The sequence below is a fragment of the Gardnerella sp. c23Ub_4 genome, assembly GCF_055804115.1.
The window spans coordinates 163,150-183,851 of the sequence record NZ_JANUYO010000002.1; the positions used below are offsets into that span (position 1 = coordinate 163,150).

A 20,702-nucleotide genomic window follows, 5' to 3' on the forward strand; every position below is an offset into this window, starting at 1 on the left:
CGCAGGATTTAAGCTTAAGGCTTATAAAAATGCAAATCGACATAATCTCCGTATTCCCTGAATATTTTCGCATGCTTGATCTGAGTTTGCTCGGTAAAGCGCAAGATAATGGCTTGCTTAAAATTAACGCGTACAATCTTAGAAGATGGACACACGACGTTCATCAATCTGTTGACGATACGCCAGTTGGGGGCGGCGCTGGAATGGTGATGAAGCCCGAAGTGTGGTCGGAGTGCCTTGATGAGCTGCTTTTTAGTGGCAATAATATCGCAGATAACAGCGGCGACGGCTGCGATGTCTGCAATGTCTGCGACGACAATAACTGCATCGCAAACAATAGCGTTGATAACGGTACAATTCTAATCTTCCCAAATCCTTCTGCACCACTGTTTTCGCAAAAAGACGCAACGCAATTAGCAAACGCAAAGCGACTTGTGTTTGGATGCGGCCGCTACGAAGGCTACGACGCGCGAATCCCAGAATACTACAAATCGCGCGGCTTAGATGTGCGCGAGTACTCTATTGGCGACTACGTTCTTAACGGCGGCGAAGTTGCTGTTAGCGTTATGGTAGAGGCCATTACGCGCTTGATTCCAGGCTTTATGGGTAACCCTGAGTCGATTGTGGAAGAGTCGTACACGGGCGCGGACGCGATTCTTGAGCATCACCAGTACACGCGACCAACAACTTGGCGCGGCCTTAGTGTGCCTGCGATTCTAACTTCTGGCGACCACGCTAAAGTGGATCGATTCCGTAGAGATGATGCGTTGGAGCGCACAAGTCAAATTAGACCAGATTTGATTGAAAAACTTGATTGCAAGTCGCTTAGTAAGCAAGATAGAAAAACGCTGATTAGCCTTGGGTGGGAGGTTTCTGGCGATTCGCCAAAACGCCTATAAATCTAGCTATCGATAGAACGGCTCCCTATTGGTTGTTGTTGTGCAATTTCCCACTTAACGTTGCGCGAGGTTTGAGTATTTCTATCCTCGCAGGCGCGCCAACCTGCCTTCGAGCTTAGAGCGTAGCGCGAGAAGGCAATTTGGCGCGCTGAGCCGCTTAGCGTAGAAGCACGGTGTGCTTCTACGGAGGCGAAGACGTGAGCGCGCTGTAACGCGCGAACGACAGGACCTGCCATGTAGTGCGATTGTACCGAGTTTACGGCGTGTCGTCATACAATCGCACTACACAAACAAACAAAACTGTAGTGCGATTGTACTTGATTTTGGTGTTTTTTAATACAAACGCACTACAAGAAAAATCTTGAATCTCTACCTCACTTGGTCACGCTCTAAACGCAAACAAAGCCATCAATGCGAGGTTTGAATAAACATAACGGCAGTTTCGCCATAGTTTCGCGTGTCGAAAATCTCCCACCCCGCACAAATCTTAGGCGCAACACTGCGTGCGCTACGCTCCAAAACAATCAACGTGTCTGCCGCATCACTTACAACGCCGTTTTTAACCATGTTTTCAATCAAAAGCTCAACTTGCGCCGTCTCCAACGCATACGGCGGATCCACAAACACCAAATCAAAAGCATCGCCACTGTAGTCTTGCACAAACTGCTCCGCGCGCTTTTTATTTACGCGCGCGCTTAAATCTTCGCTCCACGCGCTTTGGTTTTCTAGCACTTTAATTGTTTTTGCAATTAACGCTGCTGCAGCCGCGTTCGCCTCCACGCACACAAGCTCGTTTGCGCCTCTAGAAATCGCCTCAATACCTAGAGCCGCGGTTCCAGCGAATAAGTCGAGTACGCGCGCTCCCCCGCACACTCCCCACGAGTCGAGTCTAGAAAAAATCGCCTCTTTTGTGCGGTCTGTTGTTGGTCTTGTGCATGACTTTGCGGCGCATAATGGCGTGCCCTTAAATCTTCCTGCAATTACGTGCATATTTTAAGCATATCATTTTAATTTATTTTGACTTATGTATCTTTTTTACTTGTGTCAAATTTTATCCTTGTTAAAATTGTATTGGTCATTTGTTTATTAACATCAACAAATGTTGCTTAGCACTGGTTTCTGGCGATTTATCCAAAACTACGCTAAACAATGAAGTTTGCTAAAAAGCCTAAGCATAAAATATCTAAATCCCAAATACAACTGACATATAACTAAACAACTAAGGAGCAGCAATGACTTCAATCATTTTAGATTGCGACCCTGGCCACGACGACGCGATGGCAATTCTTCTAGCGCTTGGCAACCCAAACATTGATTTGATTGGCGTAACAACAGTCGGCGGTAATCAAAGCCTCGAAAAAGTAACATACAACGCGCGAGCAACGCTAGAAATGGCTCACGCAACAAACATTCCAGTTCACGCAGGATGCGATCGTCCAATGATTCGCCCGCTAGAAGTGGCTGCATCCATTCATGGCGAAACTGGCCTAGACGGAGTAACGCTTCCAAAGCCAACTCGCCCATTAGACGAAGGCCACGCAGTAAACTGGATTATCAACACGATTATGAACAGCGAGCCAGGCACGATTACACTTGTTCCAACTGGCCCACTTACAAACATTGCAATGGCTGCGCGAATGGAGCCGCGAATCGTTAGCCGCGTTAAGGAAGTTGTGCTTATGGGCGGCGGCTACCACGTTGGCAATTGGAGCGCGGTCGCAGAATTTAACATTAAGGTAGATCCTGAAGCCGCTCACGTTGTGTTTAATGAAGATTGGCCTATTACAATGGTTGGTCTTGATTTAACGCACCAAGCACTTTGCACGCCGCAAGTACAAGCTAAAATCGACGCAATCGGCACACCTCTTTCTGCGTTTGCAAGCGGTTTGATGGACTTCTTCCGCAAAACATACCAAAACAATCAAGATTTTATTGACCCACCTGTGCACGATCCTTGCACGGTTGCGTACTTGATTGACCACAGTGTTGTACAAACTCGCAGATGCCCTCTAGACGTTGAAATTAAAGGCGATTTAACACTTGGAATGACGGTTGCAGATTTGCGCGGACCAGAGCCATCAGCCAGCGAATGCCATACGCAAGTGGCCACTAAGCTTGACTTTAACAAGTTCTGGGATTTGATTATCGACGCTCTAAAGCGAATCGATGGAATCAAATAAACCAAATAAGTCAAATAAACCAAATAAGTCAAACAATAGACATCAAACAAATAAATAAAAGATAATAGAGAAAATCCCTAACAAGAGAAGATCCCTAATAACCAAACAAATATATAGGAGTTATTATGACTGAGGTTTCATCTCCAGCTCCACACATGTTAGACAAGGGCGGGCGCTCAATCGTAGCACTTATGACCGCACTTCTAGTGGCCATTTTTGCGTTCCAGCTAAACGCATCCATGCTCTCCCCAGCACTCGCCACTATGACGCACGAGCTTAAAACAACGGATACGCAAATCGCGCTAACACAAACCGTGTTCTTTACGGCGGCAGCGCTGTTTTCGCTATTCCTACCTCGCTTGGCAGACATTGTTGGTCGCAAAAAAGTACTTACAGGCATTCTGGTTTCAACCATTTTAGGATGCGTTATTAGCGCCATTGCACCAAATGTTACGGTTCTTATGATTGGCCGAATCCTTCAAGGCGCAAGCGGTCCTGTTGTGCCAATGTGCTTGATTATGCTGCGCGTGCGCGTTAGCGAAGAAAAGCGCTACGCAAAGTTGATGGCAATTTTAACGTCTGTAAACGGCGGAATTGCAGGCGTGGACGCACTTGCAGGCGGCTGGCTCGCAGGCAACTTTGGCTTTAGATCCGTATTTTGGACTATGGCTGTAATCGGCGTAATTGCAGTTCTTTTGGTTATATTCCAGACTGAAGAATCGCACGCTCAAGACACTCCTAAGATGGATTGGGTTGGCGTTGTAACGCTTGGCATCGCGTTCTTGGCTGCATATCTTGCGATTAACGAAATCGGCAAGCTTGCTGGCGCCAACTTGACGCTTGTTGCAGTTCTTGTAGTTCTTGCAATCGTTTTCTTTGTAATCTTCTGGAACGTAGAGGGCAAAAACTCCGCTCCGCTTGTTTCTACAAAATATATGAGCCAACGCCGCACTTGGGGCTTGCTTTCTTGCACGCTTCTTACAATGACGGGCGTTTTTGCAATCATGAATGGCGTTGTTCCACAGCTTGCACAAGATGCTAAGTCTGGTGCTGCAATGAGCGCAAGTGTTGTGAGCTTTGCAACTCTTACGCCATACGCAATCATTGGCTTTGTGTTTGGCCCTGTTGCTGGCATGCTTGCTGCAAAGTTTGGCTACCGACTCGTTTTGCGCGCTGGAATCCTCGTAAGCGTTCTTGGCGTTGTATTTGGAATGTATGTTTCCGAGATGCCTTCTGTTTGGGGACTCGTAGTGCTTTCCTTGTGGCTTGGAATTAGCTACGCAGGTGTTGCAAACATTATGCTTAATGGCCTTGGAATTGTGCTTTCGCCTAAGGATAATCCTGGATATTTGCCTGGTATGAATGCTGGAGCGTTTAACCTTGGTGCAGGATTGAGCTTTGCGATTCTTTACGCTGTTATGACCAATTTTGCGCAGAACGCTGGAGCCACCACTGGCTACGTTGCTTCGATGATTGCTGGAATCGTGCTACTTGCGCTCGCGTTTGCATGCTCGTTCTTAATCCCTAAGCCAGAAGATTGCGAGTGATTTACTAATCAATCACAAGAAAATAGCAGAATAAACTAAGACCGCAGTTTTTAGCTGCGGTCTTTTTTATATTTGCCAGGCAGTATTCAAGCGCGCTCATGAATGCTTTGCATACGCTCCTCAACAAGCTCTGGCGTCATCGCCTCGTGCACCGCTTCAACAGACTCCATATTAAGAGCAGCAGCAGCAACCGCAAATCGCCCCGTCTTGGAATTATCAAAGTGGTTGTATCGCGCGTAAATCAAAGCTGCAGTCGCAGTATCGCTAGAACCGTTGTCATTGCCAACAGCCTTAGCACCTTCGGATCCATTTCCTCTAGAAACAATCATTCTTTGAACGCGCCGCAAAGGCACAGGATAAAACGCAATGCCTTCCCCAAGTATTCCATACGCAACGCCTTCTCGCCCAGAATTAACAAACACGCGCTTAACTCCGCGCTTAAGCAGCGCCTTTGCGCATTGCACAGCTGACCTTTCGTCTACAGCGCAAATTCCAGTAAGCGCTTGCGATTCTGCAGTGTCTAAAACAAGAGTATCAATGCAATTTAAGCGCGAAAGTATTCTCGTAGCTTTTGCATCCGTTATTGCGCGCACCATAATCGGCTTATGGTAGTTATCGCACACCCATTCAAATGACTTTTGCGAAATGTTTGTGTCGAGCGCAACAATGTCTGCGTTTTCTATGATTGATATTCTTTCACGCAAAAAGTCTGGCGTCATGTAATCGTAGATGCTCATATCGTCTAGTGCCAAAAGCCTTTGCCCCGAAGCGTCTCCAACGTACATGTAAGACGCTGTCATTGCGTCTGGCAGCTGCTTTGAGTAGCCTATATCTAGTCCGTTTACAGATGCGTCGATTTTGAACAACTCGCCATTATGGTCGCCTCCGTACACAGAGACCAGACTTGCGCGCGTGTTCATCCTCTCTAAAGCAACTGCGATATTTCGCCCAACTCCGCCAAGCGCGTAGCGCACTTTTGCAGCGTTCGACGTGTAGTCCATAAGATCTCCGCACGCGATTCCCAAAACGTCCATGCTTATTCCGCCAATTACAGTCACGTAGCTTGGCGGCGTAACAATGTAGCCTTTGCCTCTAAGGTATCCTTTGCGAATCAGATTAGAAATGTGTGCAGCTACACCAGATCTTGTAATGCCCGCTAAGTCTGCAAGCTCTTGCTGACTAATCATAGGATTCTGCTGAATCCACGACAATATTTGTTGTTCGCGTTCAGTCATCTTTGCCTCGTCTCTCGCGTTTTTACCTTATATCTCTAGAATATTCAAAAATTGTCTTTTTCGCACGTAAATTGTAAAAAATTGTGCGATTTTCTTCTCGATTTTCTTCTAATTGCTCAAAATTGCCGTGCTGCTTCCGCGAGTAAAGTCTAAAACAGCTCCAGCGAGTTGAGTGTGATTTTGCAAAGTCGGGTCGCTTGCAAGAATCGAAGTTGCGCACTGCCTTGCGTCTGCAATAATATGCGCGTCTTTAACAACTCGTAGCAGCTTTAAGCTTGATTTTCCGCCAGACTGACTGTCTCCTAAAACATCTCCAACGTTTCTAAGCTCCAAGTCTTTTTGCGCGATTACAAAGCCATCTAGCGATTCTTCTACAACTTGCAAACGCGCTGCCGCCAACTCGTTGTCTTGAGCTGCAGATACCAGAAAAGCCCATGATTGCGTACCAGAGCGCCCCACTCGTCCCCTAAGTTGATGAAGCTGCGCAAGCCCGAATCGCTCTGCGTTAAAAATCACTATGCAACTTGCTTTTGCAACGTCTACACCAACTTCGATTACAGTTGTAGAAACCAAGATTTGCACTTTTCCGCTTTCAAAGTCGCTCATAATTTTGCGCTTTTCGTCGTCACTTGTGCGGCCTGTAAGCTCAGCAAATTTGACGCCACTAAATTGAGAGAGGTTTTTAAGACGAGTTGAAATTTGCGATACTGTGTGAACTTGAATATCGGTTTGCGCTTGCGTGTTAACTTGCGAATCGTTTAGTGGATTAGATCCGTATGCGCCAAAATCGCCAGCAGCCGCACCATAATGCGAATCGCCACTATCGCCATTATCAACATCGCCATTATCGTCATCATCTATTCGCGCACAAACAACGTACGCGCGCTCCCCTGCGTCAATCCTGGAGCGAATGTGGCTAAACATAGCTGCCATTTTTGCAAAATCCAACTCGTTTATAACAAACGTGCGAATCGGCTTGCGGCCGCCTGGAAGCTCCGTTAAGTAAGACGCGTCTAAATCGCCAAACCAAGTCATCGCAGCAGATCGTGGAATCGGCGTAGCTGTCATAACAAGAAGATGAACATCCGCATTATTGCTCATTTTGCGTATAAGCGAGTCGCGCTGCTCAACGCCAAATCTGTGTTGCTCGTCGATTATAGCCAGCGCAAGGTTTGTGGGCTTAAAACTGGCGGAAAATGCGGCATGAGTGGCCACTATAATCGCAGGCTCGCCGCTTGCCACTTTTGCCAGGGCGCTTCTTCGATCCGCCAGCTTCATTCCGCCTGTTACAAGCGTAATTTCAACGTTTATGTGTGCGCGCGCAATCATTTTGCGCAAGTTTTCGGCGTGTTGATGAGCCAGCACTTGAGTTGGCGCAACAAGAACCGCTTGATGGCCCGAACCAACAGCTTGAAGCATTGCGCTCATTGCAACAACCGTTTTACCAGAGCCGACTTCTCCTTGCAAAAGGCGACGCATTGGTTTTAATGGGGACTCTGCGGCTGCTGGCGATTCGTCGGTTGCTTGCGATTCGCCCTGCGCGCCTTGCATATCTTCCGTAATCTCGCTAATAACGTTTTTTTGGCCTTCCGTCAACGCAAATGGCAAACTTTCTTCAAACTGCTGCCTTAAATCGCCATTGTTGCATTTATAAGCAGAGCCTAGACGCGAATTCTCGCGCGATTGCAAAACAGCGATTTGAGATATAAACGCTTCTTCAAAACGCATTGTGTTGATTGCGCGCGCAAAGTCCTCTTTGTTTTGCGGATTGTGGATTGATTCAAACGCATCCGCACGGTGCATAAGATTTTTACTTACGATTACGGATTGCGGAAGAATGTCTGGCAGGGATTCAGGAAGGGATTCAGACAAAGATTCAGGCAAGGATTCAGGCGCAAAATCGCCACTATCGCAACTCTTAAAAAGTTGCAATAATCCTAAAATCGTCTCGTGAATATGGTCGTTAGAAATTCGCGAATTTGCGTGGTAAATCGGACGAGGAGCGCATAACTTTTCAAACGCTTCTTCAACACTTTGTGCAACAAAATCGACAGACGCGCTGGATCTCTCATCGTTGCTAGATTTCTCATCATTGCTCGACTTTTCATCATCGCTACGCGCCGCTAAAACGCTTATAACTTGCGGATGCGTAAATTGCAAAACGCCATTAAACGCGCCGCTCGTGCCGCCCACAACAACGGTTTGACCAACGCTCATGCGGCTGCTAACCCATTGAGCGTATTGCTTGCTTTTTGAAAAATAGACGATTTGAGCGCGCGAGGCATCTTGCGAAACGTTTACGTCTAGGCGGTACCCTCTTCGCGCATTCATTTGTACTATGTTTATGGACTGTATAATCGCGCAAAATGCCACTTCTTGACCTGGCAAAATTTGGCTTAAATGCGCGCGTTTTAGCGGATTTGTGACTCTAAACGGGTAGTACGTTAGCGCGTCTTTTACTGTGACTACACCTAGCGATTTTAAGGCAGACACGCGGCGCTTGTTGCTTACGATTGACGATATTGCTGTGTTTAGTGTTATGCGTGCTGCCATACTTCGATTATAATCGTTGCGCTACGATTTAAGCGAAAAATAGGGAAATAGAAAAAGCCCCGAGCACTGCTCAGGGCCTTACATTTAACACGCGATTCACGCTTCAACACGCTGAACCTTGCCTGCCTTAATGCATTTTACGCACACACGAAGGCGAACATTTTCGCCATCAATGGTGGTGCGAACTGGCTGAAGGTTCGGGCGGAAGGTGCGCTTATTGCGAATGTGCGAATGTGAAACACTGAAACCGGTCTGCGGTCCCTTGCCACATAATGCGCAACGAGCTGCCATAATGGACTCCTATTTTCTTTGACTTGCAAGTCTTGCGTCGCTCATCCATGCAAATCCAAACGCGACTAACCGACGCTAAATCGCATAAACAAATAAGCATGCCTGAACGCACAACTACACAAGTATATCACTACGCCAGACATTACAGCGCGCACGGCTTGCCATCAATCAAGATGCGCGAATTTTGGCGCAAATCCGCAACATTCTTACATCCAAGCAACGCCATAATCGCGCGAATCTGCGTCTTCCAATCCTCAATCTGCTCAACAAGCGCATCCTGTCCACCGCAAGTTAGCGTATGCAAGAACTCGCCAGCAACTCCAACTGCACTCGCCCCAAGCTTCAGCGCGCGCACAACATCAAGCGGCGTACGCACTCCTCCGCTTGCAAACACTTGCATTTGCGCACAACTGCCAGCAACCGCACCATCGCAAGAATCGCAAGAATCGTGCAAAATCTTATCGCATTGCGCTATGTCTAGTAACGACTCAACAGTGGTAAGCCCCCAAGAATCAAGGAACTCGTAGCCGCGCCCACGCCCACGCCGTGCATTTTCAATCGCAACAAAATTCGTGCCGCCGCGCCCACCAACGTCCACAGCGCGCACGCCCACATTTTGCAATTGCAGAACATCCCCAGCGCTCATTCCGCATCCAGTTTCCTTAACAACAACTGGCACTTTCATTGAATCAAGCGCGCGCACAACAGCCTCAATATTGCTAAGCCACGCGCTAAAATCGCGGTCGCCTTCGCTCATAACAAGCTCTTGCGCCGCATTAAGGTGGATTTGCAACGCGTTTGCTTGCAAAATTTCAACAGCTTTAATCGCCTGTTCAACGCTTGCCCCAGCGCTTACATTCGCCATAACAAATCCGCGCGGATTAAAGCGCCGAATAACGCTGAAAGTCTCTGCAAGACGCGGATTTTTAAGCGCTGCGCTTAGCGAGCCAGAAGCCATTGCTACACCAGTTTTTGCTGCCACTTTTGCAAGCATTGCGTTTATATTTTCGCCATTCTTGCTGCCGCCCGTCATTGCGTTAATGTACAGCGGAACGTCCCATTTTGCGGATTCTCCAAACACGCGCACGCTTGTATCTACATCGCTTAGCGCCAATTGCGGCAACGCATTTGGAATAAATCGCACTTGTTCAAAACCAGCGTCCGCGTGCGATTTATATTGTTCGCACGCAAGTTTTATGTGATCGTCTTTGCGCTGTTCAATAAGCGAAGAGTCGCGATTTTCATCAAATTCCGCGACTTTCAGATTAAGCGCCTCAATCCCACTTTTTTGCCATTCGTCTTTAATGAGATTAGCAACTGCATCAAAATCTTGTGCGCGCGCAATCGCAATTCCGCAATCTCCTCCGCCTGCGCCGCTTGTTTTGGATGGCAATCCTGCACTGTTGGCAACTTCGATTAGCTGCGTAAGTTTTGGTGTTTCGATTAGCGTTCCCGTGATTTCTCCAAGATTTTTTAGCAACGCACGATTTTGCGCGAATCCGCTTAATAACGCGTTAAAATCCCCATTTTCTAGCGCATTTGCGATTTTTTGCACGCATTTTTCGCTTTGCACGCAAAAATCTTCGTAAGTTTTAGCGTATGTTTCAGCGTATGTTTTATCAATATTATTCACGCTTAAAGTGCCGCTTGCCTCAGATTTCACTCCAGCTTTCACGCTTCCAACAAGCTCCGCGCTACTGGCAGGGCTCCCAGTCCAGCCAACTAAAAGTCGTAAGCTTGCGCCCACTTTTAAGCGTTTTACTTCAAATCGCGGCCATTTTCTTTGCATCAACTCGCACAAGCTGGAGTCGCCGCTTTCAATCATTTCGACTTCCGCTTTAAGCCATTCGCGATTGTACGCGCGATACAATACCCACCCACCGTATGAGCTTGCTGCCACGTCTCCGCCGCTTCCCGACTTTTTTACTAGCGAAGACGCGATTATGGCCAATTTGCACAATTCTGGCGTTGCAATCGCCAATCCGTACCATTCGCACAACGCGCGAACAGCAGCCACCGTTACTGCAGCCGAAGATCCAAGTCCATATTTTTTGCCACTTTTTTTATCGTCTAAATCGCTTTCAATGTGTACGTTGTATTCGCGCGCGCAACCCAGTGCGTCCTCCGCACCCAACACGCCCATCTCGCGCGCATATTCGTCCACTACGTTCATTGCGGAAATCACGTACGCGTAGTATTTTTTAATTTTTTCTACATTAGTTTGTTCTAGCGAATCGTTGGTTGCTTGCGATTTTTCCGCTGGCAAATCGCAAGCAACCGAGCGCGAATCGCATCCGCATCCATCATTTTTATCTAAAATAAATTCCTTGTTATTGCCAAAACGCGTGCCGTCACCGTTTCCGCCGCCAAACTTCCAATATAATGGCTCAAAATTTTTATCCTCACACGTAATTTTTCCGTAAAAATTCCTGCCGTAAAAATTCCTACTACATGCGCCATTTTCAAGAAAATCACAAGCTCCAGCCGCATCAACCGTAACTTTTACATAACGATTCACAGCTGCTACGATTGCCGCTCTTCCATCCACAACAGCGTATTCGCCTGCTATATAAAGCTTTCCAGGTGCTTCCGCTTGAAACTTAGTCATGATTTTCTCCGTACGCCGTTACGCTAACCGCATCGCCTGGGCGCGCAATAACAAACTGCGGATTGGATTGCGCTGATTCAACAGATTCCGCAAAATCCACATGAGACAAATCCGCCAAATCCGCCGATTTCTGCAACTCGCGCAAACTCTTAATCTCACTCAACACGCGCAAACTCAACTCATTTTTAACGCGCAAAGCATGCTCCGCGTTAGTTAAAACCTTAACATTTGGACCTGCGTCCATTGTAGCCCAAACAGGCCACCCCTCGCCGCGCATTTGATGCACAACTCTAAGCACGGCGTGCGATTCTTCGCTAAGGTAGTCAACGCTAGGATTGGCCGCGCGCATTGCAGCATGCATTCCTAAAGCGTTTCGCTCCGAAACCTCGCCCAAAGCCTCTAAATCACAGTTTTTAATCGCTTGCAAAGCCGTTGCAATGTCATCTTTACAACTTTCAATCCAACTTTTATAAAGCGGCGATGTTTCAACCGTTTGCCGCATTGCATTGCGGCTCGAAATCTTCTTTTTGCTTGTATTCAAAACAACAGCCACCATTGCAAGATTCAAATCTTTTGGCGATTCAATTGGCTCCGCATAACTTGTTTCGCTACTCACGCCCGCGTTCCACAACACCAATCCGCCATAAATCGACCTGCATGCCGACCCCGACCCTTTGCGCGATAAAATCGAAAGTTCGCGCGCGTTTAACCTAAGACCAGACGCATACGCTGACGCCGCAGCCAGCGCCGCAAAACCCGAGGCGCTAGACGCAAGACCTGCAGCCGTTGGAAACGTGTTTTTGCTTACGACTCGCGCATGGCTTTCGATTCCAGCCATTTTCCGCACCATGTCTAGTATTCTTACGATTCGCGCACGCTCTTCGCTTTGCAATAAATCGCCACTAAGCTCTGTGTTGTTTAAACAAACGGAGTCTTCTTTTAGAAAATCGTCAAAATGCACGCTAGTTTTAGTGGAAAATCCGCCTAAAGTCAAAGATAGCGAGGAAGAATACGGCAAAATAAGCTGCTCGTCGCGCTTTCCCCAATACTTGATTAGCGCAATATTTGCGTTTGCTTCCGCGATTGCGCAATGCGTTTGCATCGACTCGTCAAACGCTATTTTTGGCTCAATTTCAACGTTTTCCACAATAACCTTTCTATAACCTTTCTAACTGCCGATTTCCACAATCCACGTTTTGGCAGCACCTGCGCGCTCTAACGCCGCCGCCACTTTAACCGCATCCTCGTAACTTTGCGCAAGCGCTATAACGCAGCCGCCGCCACCTCCACCAGTCAGCTTTGCTCCCAAAGCACCACTTTTGCACGCAGCACTAACCAACTCGTCTAAAAGTGGCGTGCTCACGCCTAATTGCGCAAGAATCTTGTGCGCGCGGCTCATCTTAAGCCCAATATCCAACGGCTGCCCAAGCTCTAAATCCTCTTGCGCGCTAATAGCAATTTTCCCAAGCTGCTCTAGCATCGCATCAACCGCATGCGGATTCAAATCGCGCTTTTTGCGCAATGCTTCAACCGTATCACGCGTTTGACCCTTGCATCCCGAATCAGCCAAAACAAGCCACGCGTGCAATCGTATATTTATGTTGCTAAATTCGCCGCACAAAAATCGCACCGCGCGCGCCGAAGCAGTAGCCTTAGCGTCTAATCCCGATGCCTTCCCATGAGCAACATTTTCCGCCTCCTGCGTAAGCGCAAAAAGCTGATCCTCGCTGGCTTCAATCGCATAATAGTCTAGAATCGCGCGAATTACAGCGCCTGCAGCTGCAGCCGACGACCCCAATCCTCGCTCTGGCGGAAAATCGCAAGCTGTTTCCACTTGTAACGCTTCGCTGCGCCAATTTGCAAATTGCAAAGCCTTATAAATCGCGGTTTTAATGGAGTTCAAACACTTTGGTGCATTTTTTAATGGCCCGCAAAAATTCAACGCTTTAAGCGTTACGTAACTTTGAGCAAGCTCTTGCAAGCTGTTTTTATTAGGATTATTTTCGATTTGTGCAACTAGCTCGTCGGCTGCTTGCGACTTTTGCGCACCTGTGTTTAATGCGTTTTCTGCGTTTGCGCTCCTAACTGTTGCGCGCATCTTAAGATTTTTCAGCGGAAGAGCCACTGCACTGTAGCCATAAACAACCGAATGCTCACCAAAAAGAATTACTTTTGCGCAAGTCTGCCCAACGCCAATGCGATTGTGTATGCGATTATGTACGCGATTTTCCGCACTCTCACAAATATTCTCATTCTTGCAATCGCACGGATTGGACGCGTGGCGATTCGCTAAAGTGTTGCACTCAGTCACTAATCCTCCTTTGCGACGCACTGGTTCACTTATTGGCATTGCTTAATTGATGCGCGTTTAAGCTTATTTGCACAACTTTTATAATTTAGTAGCTAAAGCGACTAAACACCACGATTTGCGCAATACGCACACAACACATTCACATTTCCCGCTTCATGTAGTGCGTTTGTATCATAAAACACGTAAATCCAGTACAAACACACTACAGTTCTACGTGTTTATGTAGTGCGATTGTACTAAAAACACCAAAATCAAATACAAACACACTACATGACAGGTCGTCGTTCGCGCGGTCTAAGCGCGCGAACGTCTTCGCCGCACGTAAAGTCCACTGGACTTTACGTTTGAGCGGCTCAGCGCTCCGAATTGCCTTTTCGCTTAGAGCGTAGCGCGAAAACAAAAAAGCTCTGCGCAAGTCGCAGCAAGCAAAACTCGCCACAATTCGCACAGAGCCAATGCTTAAGATCAATCCAAATGGATTGCCTCCCATCGCAAATTTCGCAGAAATCCTGCAAGAATACGCAAATCCTGCAAAACTCACAAAATCACAATAACTTGCAAGAACTCACAAAACCCGCGTGGGAAGCTGGAACATGTTTAACTACTCAGCTACAACCTTAACAGTAAAGGAAGCGCTGATTTCTGGGTGAAGAGTCACAGTTGCTGGGAATTCGCCAGTGGTCTTGATTGCAGCAACGCTAATAGCGCGTGCTTCAACGGCGGCCTTTGGTGCCAAAGCAGCAGCAATCTTATCGGCGGAAATACCACCGAAGAGCTTGCCAGACTCGCTCACCTTAGCGGCGATTTCTACAACAGTGCCTTCGATTGCGGCCTTAGCTGCAACAGCCTCTTCGCGAGTGGCAACAGCCTTAGCCAAGCGTGCGCGACGCATCGCTTCAATCTGGGAAGCAGCGCCCTTATTCCACGCAAAGGCCAAGCCCTGTGGAATCAAGTAGTTACGTGCGTAACCAGCCTTAACAGTAATAACGTCACCAGAGTGACCCAAGTTTGCAACGGTCTTGGTGAGAATAACCTTGGTTTCTGCCATGTTCTATCCTCTCAATCAGCGACCAGTAGTGGCGTATGGGAGCAAAGCCATCTCGCGAGCGTTCTTAACGGCCTTCGCGATCTTGCGCTGTTCCTGTACGGTTACACCAGTAATACGACGGGAACGAATCTTGCCGCGGTCCGAAACGAACTTACGCAACAAAGCAACGTCCTTGTAATCAATTTCAGTAATCTTGGCAGCCTTCAAAGGATTTGGCTTCTTCTTAAAAGGCTTGACCGGTGGTTGCGGCCTCTTACGTGACATAGGATGTCCTCTCTTAAATGCGTTAAACTTTTGTTTTTGTTTATACGCTAAACTGATGTTTTTAATTGTAAAGTCGTATTTAGATTTTTACCAGCATTAGTTTTACAAGCAATAAGTCATATTCGCTAAACTATCTGCCCTAAAGCAGCGGCGACTAGACGCCATTAGCGCGCGCATAAAACTAGTAAACCAGTAAAACTAGAAAAACTAGAACTCTGGCTCTTCGTCTGATCCACCAAAATCGGAGCTAGCTCCAAACGTTGCAAATCCGCCGTTTGATGGAGCAGAAGCACTCCACGGATCTTCAACGTTTACGCCCTGATTAGCGCCATTTTGCGCATTCATACCAGCACCAACAGCCGCACTATTCGCATAATTCGCGCCGCCAGCATAACCGCCAGTGTATCCACCAGCATTCATACCAGCTCCAGCACCAGCGCCCTGATTGAATCCGCCATTGTTCCCAGCAAAACCGCCCTTCGAGCTCAAACGATTAACCTGAGCGGTTGCAAAACGCAAGGATGGCCCAATCTCATCAATCATCAAATCAATGCTGTATCGTTTTTCGTTGCTGTTTTTATCAACGTAGTTGTTTGCACGCAACCTACCTTGAACAATAACGCGCATTCCCTTTGTAAGCGTTTGCGCGCAATGCTCAGCTAAGTCACCCCATGCAACGCATCTAAGCGATAATGGCGTGCCGTTAACGTAGCTGTTTGTTCTTCTGTCAAAAGTAGAGGAATTAGAAACAATCGTAAAAGACGTTCTAACACTACCGTTAGAACTGGTAGCAGTCTCTGGCTCTTTAGCCAAATTACCAATCACCGTTATAACAGTTTCTCCAGCCATCGTAGCCTCTTTTCTATTAAGACTTGGAACAATTTAGTAAGACTTGGAACAATTTAGAGCATATCTAAAATAATTTTGACTATTTTCAAATCTTGACTTTACTTTGCTTTATTTCGCTTTACTTTGCGTCCTTGCGAAGAATCTTCGTGCGGACTACAGATTCGTTAAGGTTCAAAACACGGTCAAGCTCGTCACTAAGAGCTGGCTCGGCAGTGTAATTCACTACAACGTAGTTACCTTCGTTCTTGCCATCAATCTCGTAAGCAAGCTTACGGCGACCCCAATAGTCGGTACCATCAACGGAACCGCCCTCTTTGGTGACAAGCTCAAGATACTGCTCGGTCAACTTCTTAAGACCGCGCTCGTCAAGCTCTGGATCGGCAATGAACATCAGTTCATACTTATGTGCAGACATCACCCACCTCCTTCGGACTATTCGGCTGCGGGCTTTCCACAGCAGGAGTGTGTTTGCAAAATCGTTCGTAAATCAAGTTATTACACAATTTATTACGCGATTATTACGCAATAATTTTTGCATATTTAATTTTACGAACAACCTATTAAGTCTACATCATGCTTGCGACTCACCGCCGCACAGCTAATCAACCACACTAATGAGCGTAAATATTCCTATGCTTCATGTCTTCTGGAAGCGCGTTTCTAAGCGAAACAAGCGATCCAGACCTAAACACGGACCTAATTCCAGCAGCTAAAAGAGGCGCAATCGAAAGAACCGTCATGTTTTCTAAGCGCTTTTCTTCTGGAACAGGAACAGTATCCGTTAAAATGATTTCGCGCGCGCCGCAATTCTTAAGTCGCTCTACTGCAGGGCCAGAAAGCAGCGCGTGAGTTGCCACCAAAGTAACGGATTTTGCACCAGCGCCTTTAAGTGTGCGCACAGCTTCGCAAATAGTGCCAGCCGTATCGATCATATCGTCTACAACAATGCAATCGCGGCCTTGAATATCTCCAATAATTCCATGCGCTTCCGCGTGATTTGGCCTTGTTATATCGCGCGTTTTGTGAATAAACGCTAATGGCAATCCGCCAAGCTTTGCAGCCCATTGCTCCGAAACCTTGATTCGCCCTGCGTCTGGAGAAACAATCGTAGTGTTTTCTAGGCTCATAGTGTTGCGAACGTAGTCAATCAAAACTGGCATAGCAGTCAAGTGATCCACAGGACCGTCGAAGAATCCCTGCTCTTGAGCAGCATGCATGTCTACAGTCAAAATACGAGTAGCTCCAGCAGATCGGAACAAGTCAAACATAAGTCGCGCTGTAATCGGCTCGCGGCCTTGATGCTTTTTGTCTTGACGCGAATACCCAAAGAAAGGCGCAACAACGTTTATGCTTCTAGCGGATGCTCGCCTTAAAGAATCCACCATAAGCAGCTGCTCCATAATCCAATTGTTGATTGGATCTGTGTGCGCTTGCAAAACAAAAACGTCTGCACCTCGAACTGGTTGCGTAAAGCGCACATACATCTCACCGTTTGCAAAATCGTAGGCAGTTGTTTCCAGCACGTCTATTCCAAGGTAGTTGGCGGTTTCTTCCGCAAGTTGCGGATACGCTCTACCCGTTACAAGCATCATTTGCTTTTTTGGAGTGCCTTCAAGAATTGTTGACATATTTGCCTTCCCGTTTGCAAAATCAGTAAAAACGCATACGCGACTAGTCTAGCAGCATACAGCGCCACTATTCAAACGCGCGAACAACCTGCTGCGCATTGCCGTACGAGCTTTGCGCTCCAAATCCCATTGCTGCATACGCCGAAACGTAAGTTGCAACTTGCGCGCTTTGATCCAGACTAAATCCAGCTGCAAGTCCTGCTAAAACGGTTCCCATAAACGCGTCTCCGCAACCCGTTGTATCTACTGCTTTAACACGCTGAGGGCAAATGCGCACAGCCTTCTTGCCATCTTGCGCAGCATAGTCTAAAACAACCGAGCCTTCTGCACCAAGCGTTACAACTGCCTCGTCAAAGCCGTACTCGTGCATAATGCGCGCCGCATCATGCCAATCAAAATCGTCCCAATTTCCGTCTTCTGGCTCGCTAATTTTAAGCAATTGCGCCATCTCGTGCTCGTTTACAAGAAGTATGCTTGCGTTTTCAATCAATTCGCGTGGCAGCTCGCTTACAAAAGGAGAATTATTTAGCAAAACTTTTACGCCAGCCGCACGCGCAATTTTTGCCGCCGCCGTTACGGTTTCCATTGGGCTTTCTAGGCAAAGTCCTAAAACGCTTGCGCCGCAAATTGCTTGCTTAACATCGTTTTGGCTAATGTATTCCACGCTCACTTTTGCATTAGACCCTGGAGCGTAAACGATTGTGTTTTCGCCACCTTTTGCGTCTACTGTTATTACTGTTGCGCCACTTTTTACGCCTTCTACACGCAAAATTCTAGACGTGTCTACTCCAGCAGATTCTAGCGTGTTTAATAGGAATTTTGCATTTTCGTCGCTGCCTACCGCGCCAAACATTTGCACGTTTGCACCTATTTTTGCTGCAGAAACGGCCTGATTCCCCGATTTTCCGCCTGGAAGAACGCGCAAATCACTTCCGTTTACAGTTTCTCCAGGATTTGGGAGACGATCTGCGACTATTGTGTAGTCTGCGTTCATGGAGCCTACTACAGCAACGTGATTGCTTGATTCGCCTATCTTTTTTAGCGCGCTAGCAAGCATTTCGCCGCTTAGTGGCGTAGTCTTTTCCATCATAAATCCTTTCGTAAAATTCCATTAATTCGTGATTTAAGCGTGATTAAGTATTAATTCAAGCCGCAATCAAATCACAATTTAACTTACGATTAACTCGCCTAATTCTTAAAGCTATGAACAGGCGCTGGAATTCTTCCGCCACGCGAAACAAACTCCTCGCAGCTTGCGGTATTTACTGACATAATAGGAGCGTACCCCATTAAACCGCCAAAATTAGCCATTTGCCCAACGCTTTTGCCTTCCACAGGTATTATGCGTACAGCAGTTGTTTTTTGATTTATCATGCCAATTGCTGCCTCATCCGCAATCATTCCAGATATTGTTGCAGCAGTTGTGCTTCCAGGAATCGCAATCATATCTAGCCCTACGGAGCATACGCACGTCATTGCTTCTAGCTTTTCTATTTTAAGGCAGCCAGACTTTGCAGCAGCAATCATGTTTGCGTCTTCTGAAACAGGTATAAACGCGCCAGAAAGCCCGCCAACGTAGCTGCTGGCCATTATTCCGCCCTTTTTAACTTGATCGTTAAGCATTGCAAGAGCGGCTGTTGTGCCAGGCGCACCAACAGTAGAAAGTCCGATTTTCTCTAGGACTTCGCCTACGGAATCTCCCACGGCTGGCGTTGGCGCAAGCGACAAGTCGATTATTCCAAACGGCACACCAAGCCTTCTAGATGCCTCTTGCGCAACAAGCTGACCGACTCGCGTAATCTTAAAAGCTGTGCGCTTAATCGTCTCGCACAAGAACGCAAAATCCTTGCCACGTGCCTCGTCTAGCGCGCGCGAAACCACGCCTGGCCCCGATACTCCAACGTTTATTACAGCGTCTCCTTCGGTTACGCCGTGGAATCCGCCTGCCATAAATGGATTATCGTCTGGAGCGTTGCAAAATGCCACAAACTTTACGCATCCGTACGAGTCGCGGTCTGCAGTCGCGCGCGCGATTTGCTTGATTACTCGCCCAAGCAGCTGAACGCAATCCATATCAATTCCAGTTCGCGTAGACCCCACGTTTGCGCTCGAGCACACAATATCCGTCTCGCTCAAGGCTTTTGGCAGCGATTCTATAAGCATGCGATCGGCAGCTGTCATGGATTTTGCAGGCAGAGCAGAGTAGCCGCCAATCAAATCTACTCCAACTTTTTTTGCTGCTTTGTCTAGCGCGTGCGCAATTTGCACAAAGTCGTCTGGGCTTTTGCACGCTGCTGCTCCAACTAGGCTTATTGGTGTTACGGTTATGCGCTTGTTTACAATCGGGATTCCGTAGTCGCGCTCAATCGCGCAGCCCGTGCTGACTAAGTCTTTTGCAAGGCGCGTAATCTTGTTGTACACGTTTTCGCACACTTTTTGCACGCTTGCGTCTGCGCAGTCTAGCAGATTTATTCCCATTGTTATGGTTCTAACGTCGAGCTTTTCTTGCTCGATCATGGAGTTTGTTTCGCTCACTTCCATAATGTTTAGCATGGGCTTCTCCTACTAATCCCTAGATTCTGTGCATGTTTGTAAATATTTCTGCGCGCTGGCAGTGTATACTAACGCCTATTCCTTCGCCCAGCTTTGCCAATTCTTCGGCCAGCTCGCCAAATTCTACGCTTATTTCGTTTACGTCTACAATCATCATCATGTTAAAGAATCCGTTGACGATTGTTTGAGATATATCTAAAATATTCGCCTTGCTATTTGCTAAATGAGTCGTAACTTTTGCTATGATTCCTACAGCATCTTTGCCCACTACGGTGATTACGGCTTTGTTTTCATCATTATTAGTGGTGTTCATAATCACTCCTATTGGCTATATGTGATTTTTGCTGCGCAACAGCTGTTCTATCTATTCTGCTTGCCATTCGCGCGCGTTTTGCTCCTTATTTATACTATTGCCCGCCGCGTATAATCGCTTAGTTGTGCAACACGCCAAAATAACATATGAATAAATTTTCATAAAAGGTTAAAAATTTATAATAAAATCCTCTATATATCGTTATATCAACATAATATGCGTCAAATACCCCCCCCCATCAGTAAATTTTACACTTATAAACAACGTCACGCTTAAAAAATTTCACTCAAAAAACAAAAATACGATATAATATCTTGAATTGATGAATATTTATCTGTTCATGTAATTGGGCAAAGCTTGAATGCATGCATGTTAAGCACACATTAGCAATCGCAATGCATCGCATGCTCCATAAAGCGGACG

At 47.0% G+C, this 20,702-nt stretch carries 18 protein-coding genes; 3 read left to right on the plus strand and 15 right to left on the minus strand.

Translation table 11 applies throughout. The features are described from left to right. Window positions 1-29 precede the first annotated feature (29 nt). Complete coding sequence (trmD, locus tag NYP67_RS05300) at window positions 30-899, plus strand: tRNA (guanosine(37)-N1)-methyltransferase TrmD (protein ID WP_060785663.1); 870 nt, start codon at window positions 30-32, stop codon at window positions 897-899. A 408-nt stretch (window positions 900-1,307) separates the two neighbouring features. Here trmD and rsmD read toward each other — a convergent pair whose 3' ends face one another. Further along, entirely contained in the window at window positions 1,308-1,889 is a 582-nt protein-coding gene (gene rsmD, locus NYP67_RS05305) for a 16S rRNA (guanine(966)-N(2))-methyltransferase RsmD (protein ID WP_102704729.1), read from the minus strand. 242 nt (window positions 1,890-2,131) lie between these two features. Between rsmD and uriH the strand changes: the two genes are divergently transcribed. Both uriH and uriT read left to right on the plus strand, forming a co-directional pair. Beyond that, complete coding sequence (gene uriH, locus NYP67_RS05310; protein ID WP_004131838.1) at window positions 2,132-3,079, plus strand: uridine-preferring nucleoside hydrolase UriH; 948 nt, start codon at window positions 2,132-2,134, stop codon at window positions 3,077-3,079. 125 nt (window positions 3,080-3,204) lie between these two features. Beyond that, window positions 3,205-4,626 (plus strand): uridine transporter UriT, encoded by a 1,422-nt coding sequence (gene uriT, locus NYP67_RS05315; protein ID WP_004131836.1) that lies wholly within the window; start codon window positions 3,205-3,207, stop codon window positions 4,624-4,626. An 86-nt stretch (window positions 4,627-4,712) separates the two neighbouring features. On the opposite strand, the gene NYP67_RS05320 is transcribed toward uriT, so the two are convergent. From NYP67_RS05320 to NYP67_RS05385, 14 genes are all read right to left on the minus strand, one after another. Further along, a complete protein-coding gene (locus NYP67_RS05320; RefSeq protein ID WP_020757721.1) occupies window positions 4,713-5,861 on the minus strand; it encodes a PfkB family carbohydrate kinase in 1,149 nt (382 codons plus the stop codon). 108 nt (window positions 5,862-5,969) lie between these two features. Continuing rightward, window positions 5,970-8,414, minus strand: coding sequence for an ATP-dependent DNA helicase RecG (locus NYP67_RS05325; protein WP_473411267.1), 2,445 nt, complete (start codon window positions 8,412-8,414; stop codon window positions 5,970-5,972). 96 nt (window positions 8,415-8,510) lie between these two features. Then, window positions 8,511-8,705 (minus strand): 50S ribosomal protein L28, encoded by a 195-nt coding sequence (gene rpmB, locus NYP67_RS05330; RefSeq protein ID WP_004128912.1) that lies wholly within the window; start codon window positions 8,703-8,705, stop codon window positions 8,511-8,513. 142 nt (window positions 8,706-8,847) lie between these two features. Further along, window positions 8,848-11,313, minus strand: coding sequence for a type 2 isopentenyl-diphosphate Delta-isomerase (gene fni / locus NYP67_RS05335; RefSeq protein ID WP_415697457.1), 2,466 nt, complete (start codon window positions 11,311-11,313; stop codon window positions 8,848-8,850). Continuing rightward, the gene (mvaD, locus tag NYP67_RS05340) at window positions 11,306-12,460 is read right to left on the minus strand and encodes a diphosphomevalonate decarboxylase (RefSeq protein WP_415697456.1); all 1,155 of its coding nucleotides are present in this window, start codon (window positions 12,458-12,460) and stop codon (window positions 11,306-11,308) included. The genes fni and mvaD overlap by 8 nt, the downstream gene beginning before the upstream one ends. A gap of 21 nt (window positions 12,461-12,481) precedes the next feature. Continuing rightward, complete coding sequence (gene mvk, locus NYP67_RS05345; RefSeq protein WP_472781561.1) at window positions 12,482-13,624, minus strand: mevalonate kinase; 1,143 nt, start codon at window positions 13,622-13,624, stop codon at window positions 12,482-12,484. A gap of 601 nt (window positions 13,625-14,225) precedes the next feature. Then, window positions 14,226-14,672 (minus strand): 50S ribosomal protein L9, encoded by a 447-nt coding sequence (gene rplI, locus NYP67_RS05350; protein WP_472781562.1) that lies wholly within the window; start codon window positions 14,670-14,672, stop codon window positions 14,226-14,228. A 15-nt stretch (window positions 14,673-14,687) separates the two neighbouring features. Beyond that, complete coding sequence (gene rpsR / locus NYP67_RS05355; protein WP_004105399.1) at window positions 14,688-14,936, minus strand: 30S ribosomal protein S18; 249 nt, start codon at window positions 14,934-14,936, stop codon at window positions 14,688-14,690. Between the two features lie 207 nt (window positions 14,937-15,143). Then, the gene (gene ssb, locus NYP67_RS05360) at window positions 15,144-15,785 is read right to left on the minus strand and encodes a single-stranded DNA-binding protein (RefSeq protein WP_060785657.1); all 642 of its coding nucleotides are present in this window, start codon (window positions 15,783-15,785) and stop codon (window positions 15,144-15,146) included. Window positions 15,786-15,903: 118 nt separating this feature from the next. Then, window positions 15,904-16,200, minus strand: a complete 297-nt coding sequence (gene rpsF / locus NYP67_RS05365) for a 30S ribosomal protein S6 (protein WP_004131822.1) — start codon at window positions 16,198-16,200, stop codon at window positions 15,904-15,906. A gap of 196 nt (window positions 16,201-16,396) precedes the next feature. Further along, complete coding sequence (locus tag NYP67_RS05370; protein WP_004131821.1) at window positions 16,397-17,413, minus strand: ribose-phosphate diphosphokinase; 1,017 nt, start codon at window positions 17,411-17,413, stop codon at window positions 16,397-16,399. A 67-nt stretch (window positions 17,414-17,480) separates the two neighbouring features. Next, window positions 17,481-18,503, minus strand: coding sequence for a ribokinase (locus NYP67_RS05375; protein ID WP_101889770.1), 1,023 nt, complete (start codon window positions 18,501-18,503; stop codon window positions 17,481-17,483). A gap of 98 nt (window positions 18,504-18,601) precedes the next feature. Further along, the gene (locus tag NYP67_RS05380; protein WP_415691468.1) at window positions 18,602-19,966 is read right to left on the minus strand and encodes a PFL family protein; all 1,365 of its coding nucleotides are present in this window, start codon (window positions 19,964-19,966) and stop codon (window positions 18,602-18,604) included. 19 nt (window positions 19,967-19,985) lie between these two features. After that, the gene (locus NYP67_RS05385) at window positions 19,986-20,279 is read right to left on the minus strand and encodes an ACT domain-containing protein (RefSeq protein WP_004131818.1); all 294 of its coding nucleotides are present in this window, start codon (window positions 20,277-20,279) and stop codon (window positions 19,986-19,988) included. Window positions 20,280-20,702: the final 423 nt, after the last annotated feature.